Origin of the sequence: Limosilactobacillus alvi, from assembly GCF_016900115.1 — a bacterium.
Classification (GTDB): Bacteria; Bacillota; Bacilli; order Lactobacillales; family Lactobacillaceae; genus Limosilactobacillus; species Limosilactobacillus alvi.
The window spans coordinates 63,046-69,961 of record NZ_JACJJQ010000006.1 but is presented as its reverse complement, the minus strand read 5'-3'; the positions used below and the strand labels follow the sequence as shown (position 1 = coordinate 69,961).

The 6,916-nt window shown below is 42.3% G+C and carries 7 protein-coding genes; 5 read left to right on the top strand and 2 right to left on the bottom strand.

Annotation, left to right across the window (positions count from 1 at the left end; all coding sequences use genetic code 11):
- Positions 1 to 221: 221 nt before the first annotated feature.
- Positions 222 to 878, top strand: a complete 657-nt coding sequence (locus H5993_RS02250; RefSeq protein ID WP_239457941.1) for an adaptor protein MecA — start codon at positions 222 to 224, stop codon at positions 876 to 878.
- 69 nt (positions 879 to 947) lie between these two features.
- Positions 948 to 2,117 carry a competence protein CoiA gene (locus H5993_RS02245; protein WP_204776048.1) on the top strand — a complete coding sequence of 390 codons (1,170 nt, stop codon included), beginning with the start codon at positions 948 to 950 and terminating at the stop codon, positions 2,115 to 2,117.
- Between the two features lie 189 nt (positions 2,118 to 2,306).
- Here the strand turns inward: H5993_RS02245 and H5993_RS02240 are convergent, their stop codons facing one another.
- Entirely contained in the window at positions 2,307 to 2,933 is a 627-nt protein-coding gene (locus H5993_RS02240) for a DsbA family protein (RefSeq protein ID WP_204776047.1), read from the bottom strand.
- A gap of 197 nt (positions 2,934 to 3,130) precedes the next feature.
- Here H5993_RS02240 and yjbM point away from each other — a divergent pair, with 197 nt between their 5' ends.
- The 3 genes from yjbM to H5993_RS02225 are packed head-to-tail and all read left to right on the top strand — an operon-like array spanning position 3,131 to position 5,485.
- Entirely contained in the window at positions 3,131 to 3,808 is a 678-nt protein-coding gene (gene yjbM, locus H5993_RS02235) for a GTP diphosphokinase (protein ID WP_180872157.1), read from the top strand.
- Complete coding sequence (locus tag H5993_RS02230; RefSeq protein WP_180870106.1) at positions 3,789 to 4,595, top strand: NAD kinase; 807 nt, start codon at positions 3,789 to 3,791, stop codon at positions 4,593 to 4,595. The genes yjbM and H5993_RS02230 overlap by 20 nt, the downstream gene beginning before the upstream one ends.
- Entirely contained in the window at positions 4,592 to 5,485 is an 894-nt protein-coding gene (locus tag H5993_RS02225; protein WP_204776046.1) for an RluA family pseudouridine synthase, read from the top strand. The genes H5993_RS02230 and H5993_RS02225 overlap by 4 nt, the downstream gene beginning before the upstream one ends.
- 337 nt (positions 5,486 to 5,822) lie before the next feature.
- Here H5993_RS02225 and H5993_RS02220 read toward each other — a convergent pair whose 3' ends face one another.
- Entirely contained in the window at positions 5,823 to 6,845 is a 1,023-nt protein-coding gene (locus H5993_RS02220; RefSeq protein ID WP_204776045.1) for a lactonase family protein, read from the bottom strand.
- Between the last annotated feature and the right edge of the window lie 71 nt (positions 6,846 to 6,916).

The following is a 6,916-nucleotide window of genomic DNA, read 5'->3' as shown; positions in this document are numbered from 1 at the left end:
TTTCTAGACATAAAAATACCCTCCAAGCATAAGATGAATTTTCTATTTCATCTGTATACTTAGAGGGCATTATAGCCCAAGGCAAAAATTATAGTCCGGATTTTAATGTTAGAGGGGCAAAAATTAATAGTTGATTCCCACCCTCTCTTTTTTTGCAGTTTGGCATGAAATTCGGTAAAATAGAGAGGATATAATTTAACGGAGTTGGGAGGAACTAGCGAATGGAAAGTAAACGAATCGATGAAAATACCATTCAAGTTCTGATAAACCAAGATGACTTGATTCAACGGGGAATCTCAATCCCAGACTTGATGAATGATCAAGATAAAATCGAGGCCTTCTTTTACCAAATTTTGGATGAAGTTGATGTTTATCATGATTTTGATCATGATAGTGCGCTAACCTTCCAGGCAAGACCAATGCAAAATAATGGATTAGAACTACTAATCAAAAAGGTGGTGAACCAGTCAAATGATGTTGGCTTACCACCGTCAATTAAAGATCAATTACAGGGTTATGATGATGACCAAAGTTTAAATGATCAACCAGATGATGTTGAAACGGCCTTAGCAGATCCAACCGTTGATAAGTTCGAACAAGTTGTTAAATTAGTTAATTTTGAGGACTTAGTTGAATTAGCTCAACAACTTGACACGCTAAATTTAGTAACGGATCTTTATCAATTTGAAGGTGATTACTACTTAGTGCTTACCTTCATCAATGAAGGGACGTTGACTTCTGGTGAGATCCGTGACCGGATGGCAGTTGTCAATGAGTTTGCGCAACCAGCTAGTGTTTCAAAGAGTTTTTTAGCCGAGCATGGTAAACAAATCATGGATCAAACGGCAATCGAATTGATTCGGCATTATTTTAGTTAAAAGAATGCGGTCGGAGAAAAAAGTTTTCAACCGCTTGAAATGAGCTAGTCGACCTACTTGGTGACTGGCTTGGTCGTAGTTGCTGAGCAACATTCGGCGATGAAAGAGGGAGCCGGGAAGAAACAAAAGTTTCTTTCCGGCCCCCTCTTAATTTGTTTAGACTTTTTGGCAAATAAAAAATGCAAAATCATCTTTTTTACGTATTTAAATAGTAGGAGGGATGAAATAAAAATTGCAATTAGTCAAAAAGGAATTTTAACATTAGCGCCAAACGCAATTCGCGGTCAGCAGTATTGGTGTCCCAATTGTGGTCAATTAGTGCGCATTTGCCGAGGTAAAGCTAAAAAAGCCTATTTTGCTCATCAAAACGACCGTCAGCATGGGCAAGGTGAAACAAATGAGCATCAAGTCGGTAAAATTCAAATGCTAAAATGGGCGAAGCGGCGCGGATGGCAAGGGGAGTTAGAACATTACTATCCCCAGATTAAACAGCGTGCAGATATATTGTTAAAACGATCAACTCAACAAGTAATCATTGAGTTTCAGTGTAGTAATCTTGATTTAAAACGGTTGGTGGAACGAAATCAAGGGTATGCTCAAATTGGAATTAAACCAATTTGGATTCTGGGGAGTCCATATCGGCATCGGCTCCGCGCAAATCGGCAAGCCCAATTTACCTACCTTGATCACCAAAAACCAACGATTTATTTTTGGGACTATCAAAAGGCAGAGTTAATTAAAATGGCTGGTTGGATTTCAGCTAAGGCAAAAATAAACCCACAGCAAGTTAGTCAAGATGTTTATCGCAGTCAGTTTAGCAATGGTAAGAATCAAACCGTGCGCCAAATCGTAACCCAGGTCTATCAAGCTGGACATGAACTAAGTACAAGCCCCTTAGTGGCCCATTGTCGGGAAACTAACTGGCCCTTTTTAGCTGAGCCGTTATTTTTTTGGCATTTGCGGCAATTATTATGGATCGAGCGCTTTGAGCTAGGAAAAACTTGGCTACTCAGAGAATGGTTACGTGGGGTTGATCAATTTTCAGCTTGGCTGCCATTACCATGTTTAACTGCGCAACAAAGGCAACAGGTTCATCAACAGTTAATTTGGGCTTGGACAAAACAACTATTAACGACAAGAATTTTAAAACAAGATCAACACAGGATTATCTATTGGCATCCACCGGTGTGGTTTCCAAATTATGAAGCCAAATTAAGAGCTTTGCGGCGAATAAAGTAAGTAACTTAGAGGCTAGGAAAAAGCTCCTCAACGGTCTGATTGGGACAAAAAATGAAGGTTGGTGTAACCGTAGTTACTGAGTAACATTCGGAGATGAAAAAGAGGCCGGAAAGAAACTCATGTTTCTTCCCAGCCTCCTTAATCCTAAAACGCTACCACTGATGGCCAAGTAGCTCACCCAGATTCGCATTAGATAATCCTAAATGAATGATGTTGTTTACCTAGCTTATCAGCAAAAACTTGGGGATCTTGACTAGCTTGTAATTGACCATTTTGCATACACTCAAGTAAACTGTCGTAGTCAAAATCATTAATCATTACCCCGTACTCAGGTTCATTGGTGTCAAAGACAACCGCGGTTGCTGTCCGGATTACTTTGAGTTCGTTTGCCATTTTTTGATCCGCCAAAAAAGCTTTACGAGCAAGGGAAGACTTACGATCAGTTAAAAACATTTCTAAGTCTAACCCAACGTTATCAGCAATCTTGGTAGCTAGTTCAAAGGAATAACCTTGTTGATGGTTAATTAACTCTGTTTGAAGTTGTAAAAGATATTTTCGTCCGCGTTTACCACCTTGAAACAGAGCGGCCTTAAAGTCCAAGCTGATTTGATAAAGAAGCTCAGAAATTTTTTGCTGGTGGTTAGCTGATAATCCATACCGGTGAAGGGTATCTTGAATCGTATACAAGTTAATCAGCGGGATGAATTGATAGTTAAATTTAGTTTGTTCAAGATCATGCTCAATCCGCATTACATCTTGTTCACAACGGTAACACTTCATCCCTAACGGATTGACGAAGAGATGGATTTCAATCACGGATGGCTCCTCCAATCGTTAGATAGTTTCTGCAATTATTTTGGCAAAATCAATTAAAATTGTAAAGTAATGTGTTTTAAATGACAGGTAAGTTGCCAACACCCAAATTATCTGTTAGTGGTTAGGCGTTAAAACCGCTTAAGTGGCAGGGGTATGTTAAAATGGATCTTAGAATTAAAGAGAAAGTAGGAACGCTCATGGTTGAAAACTGGCAACATTTTTTATTACCTTATCAACAAGCCGTCAATGAATTAAAGGTTAAGTTGCGGGGCATGCGGAAACAATTTGAGGATCAAGCGCAACATTCGCCGATCGAATTTGTTACTGGCCGGGTAAAACCAGTTGATAGCATTAAGGAAAAGATGGTTCGCCGTCACGTCCAAGAAGATCGTTTGGAACAGGATATGCAAGATATTGCCGGTTTACGGATCATGTGTCAATTTGTTGAAGATATCTATGTTGTGGTTGATCTCCTCCGCGAACGAGGAGATATGACGATCTTAGAAGAACGTGATTATGTAACAAATGTCAAGCCAAGTGGCTATCGTTCTTATCATATTGTGATTGAATATCCCGTCCAATTAACGACCGGTGAAAAACGCATTTTAGCTGAAATCCAGGTCCGGACCTTAGCGATGAATTTCTGGGCAACAATTGAGCATTCACTAAATTACAAATATGGCGGGACCTTCCCTAAAGATGTTAAAGACCGGTTGCAACGGGCAGCTACGGCAGCCTTCAAACTTGACCAAGAAATGTCAGAAATTAGGGAAGAAATTCAAGAGGCTCAGACGATTTTTTCATATAATCGGCAACCAGATCCAAAGTTAACAGAACCAAATCGGGAGGAAAATGATGAAAGTCGCGATCTATAATTCGGGAACCCAAGAATCCAAACGCTTAAAGCGAATGATTATTCAGGGCCTGGCTAAAGAAAAGATTCCTTATGATGAGGAGCAGCCAGAGCTAGTAATCTCAATTGGCGGGGATGGAACCTTACTTTCAGCATTCAACCATTATGAAGATCAACTTGATCGGATTCGCTTTGTCGGGATGCATACCGGCCACTTAGGTTTTTATACTGATTGGCGGACGTTTGAAGTTTTTGATTTAATTGAAAGCTTAAAAGCGGATACTGGTCAATCAGTTTCGTATCCTTTGCTTGATATTGATGCGAAGTATTCCGATGGGACGCACCAAAAATTCATCGCTTTAAATGAGTCGACAATTAAAGATACCCTAAAGACGATGGTTTGTGATGTCTACGTTAATGCCGAATTATTTGAACGCTTTCGGGGGGATGGCCTTTGTATTTCAACGCCCACTGGATCGACGGCTTATAACAAGTCAGTTGGCGGGGCAATCATGGATCCCAAAATTATTGGTTTCCAGTTAAGTGAAATGGCCTCCTTAAATAATCGGGTTTTTCGGACTTTGGGTTCACCAATCATTTTTGGGGCCGATGCAGTTTTGACTCTGCGGTTAGATGATGATTCAACGGCAGTTTTAAGTTGCGATCGCACGCAGCTAGAGCTTGGCCAAGTTCGGCACCTCACTGAATTAACTTATTCGGTAGCTAAACAACAAATTCGATTTGCAAAGTATCGTCATACCGATTTTTGGCGGCGGGTTAAGGCTTCCTTCATCGGGGGTGAAGCATGAGATTCACCTGGACCTATAATGGAGTGGTGCCGCGCAAGTTAAGACGCGTCTTGAAATCATTAGGAGTGACTTCTTCCCTCATCAAGGTGGCTATCTTTCACGGTGGCCGACTTTTATTGAATGGTGAAACGGCCTGGGCAATCGCTAATGTTAACCCTGGGGATGAAGTGGGGATTGAAGTTCCAGATGAACAAGCCAATGATCGGGTTACGCCCTGTGATTTACCTTTTAAAATTGCTTATGAAGATCGCGACTTTTTGGTCATCGATAAGGCAGCAGGCGTCGCAACTGTCCCCGCCCATAATGTTCCGGTGCAAGATAGTTTGGTTAACCGGGTGAAAGCGTATTATCAACGGCAAGGATATCCGAACCAAGTTACCCACGTAGCAACCCGGCTTGATCGGGATACGAGCGGTCTGGTAATTTTCCCCAAGCATCGGTTTGCACACGCTGTTTTGGATCGTCAATTAAAAGCTCACCAAATTAAAAAAGAGTATGTAGCAGTGGTGGGGGGTAAAGTTCCCAGTCATGGTTACTTGGATGCCCCAATTCAACGGGATCCAGAATCGTTTGTTCAACGGATGGTTGGTCCCGCAGGAAAAGTTTCGGTTACTGAATACTGGCGCCAAGCGATGACGCCCACAGCGAGTTTAATTAAGATTCGTTTGCACACTGGCCGGACGCATCAAATTCGGTGCCACTTTAGTTGGCGAGGAAATCCCTTATTTGGGGATGAAATGTACGGCGGTAATTGTACCCGAATTACTCGTCAAGCCCTTCATTGCCAACAGATTAGTTTTTTTAGTCCCTTTTTAAATCAAACAATTACCTTAAAGGCAGCCTTGCCTCGGGATATGGAAGACTTGCTCAAGGACTTGAAGTTAAAATAAAGAGAGAGGTTGGGAAAAAAGCTCCTTGACGGCCTGGTTGGGATAAGAAGGACGAAGGTTGATTCATTAGAATCGACCTTTCGTTCGCACTTATCCGCTAGGGCCGTGCTTTGGAGCGAACCAGCCAACTCGTTTGGCGTTTGTGAGCCCATGCAAGGCTGAATCGGTTGGTGCGACCGTCAGGGAAGCAACTGCCATTCAGCTACTGCTTTGACCTTAGTTACTGAGTAACATTCGGAGATGACAAAGAGAACGGGAAGAAACACATGTTTCTTCCCGTTCTCTCTCTTTTATTGCTGAATATTATTAAAAAAACGATGGTCGAAGGTTTGGTGACTTACCACTTCTTAACACAAACTGGTTCAGGACTTGGGACGTCCTTTTGCAGGAGGGTCAACTTTCCAGTTTGATCATTCCGCTTATAAAGAGATAAGTTGTCAGTGTTTTGGTTGGCAGCGACCAAGTATTCTTCCGTGGTACTTAATTCAAAGTCTCGGGGGAAGTCACCTTCAGTGCTGATCGATTGAATGTGTTCAACGGTTCCGTCAGCTTGAATGGCAAAGACGGCAATGGTATTTTCACCCCGGTTGGAAGTGTAGATGAACTTACCATCCTTAGTCATGTGAATAGCAGCGGCCCCATTGTGGCTAGTCCAATCAGCTGGAATCGTCTTGATTGTTTGAACATGGGCAAAGGCACCATTTTCAGCGTTGTACTTTAAAACTTCGAGTTTGCTAGAAAGTTCGCCAAGCAGGTAGGCAAACTTCCCATCAGGGGAGAAAGTAATATGACGGGAACCAAACCCGGCTTCTGATTGGTAACGAGACTTAGCGGTTAATTTGCCGTCGTCAGAAAGGTCGTAAACGACAACGAGGTCCATCCCCAGATCACAAACTACCAGGCGGTGGTCAGGAGTCAAGTCAGCAAAGTGGGGGTGCGGACTATCTTGTTCAGGTTCTGGACCAGTTGCGCCTTCATGATGAACTGAGTCGGTGAGGGTTAGTTTCCAGCCATCATCAACCTTGTACACCTTGATATCACCAGTGTGATAGTTAGCCGAGAACAAAAGGTGCTTTTCAGCATCGTAGCTAACGTAGGCTGGTGGTGAGCCAGCCGCTAATGATTGATCGAGCATCGTAGCGTGATCATTTTCAATTTGATACGTGGCAATTCCACCGTCTTTGCCAGCTTGTTTAACGGCTGCTACCTTATCGTCAATTACTTGAAGATAGGATGGCTTTTGGGTTTCAGCAACGACCCAAGGGGTTGATAACTTTTCAGCGTCAGTGTCAAGGGTTACCCCGTAAATCCCCTTACTGGTTTTACTGGTGTAAGTCCCAATCATAAACTTTTCAGTCAAAAGAAAGACCTCCTTCTTAAATTACTCCTTAATAATAGCAATAATGAAATCGTTTTGCTAGGGGCAGATAG

Coding starts and splice junctions, on each gene's coding strand:
- H5993_RS02250 (WP_239457941.1), top strand. CDS start 222: ATGGAAAGTAAACGAATCGATGAAAATACCATTCAAGTTCTGATAAAC.
- yjbM (WP_180872157.1), top strand. CDS start 3,131: ATGGTTGAAAACTGGCAACATTTTTTATTACCTTATCAACAAGCCGTC.
- H5993_RS02230 (WP_180870106.1), top strand. CDS start 3,789: ATGAAAGTCGCGATCTATAATTCGGGAACCCAAGAATCCAAACGCTTA.
- H5993_RS02225 (WP_204776046.1), top strand. CDS start 4,592: ATGAGATTCACCTGGACCTATAATGGAGTGGTGCCGCGCAAGTTAAGA.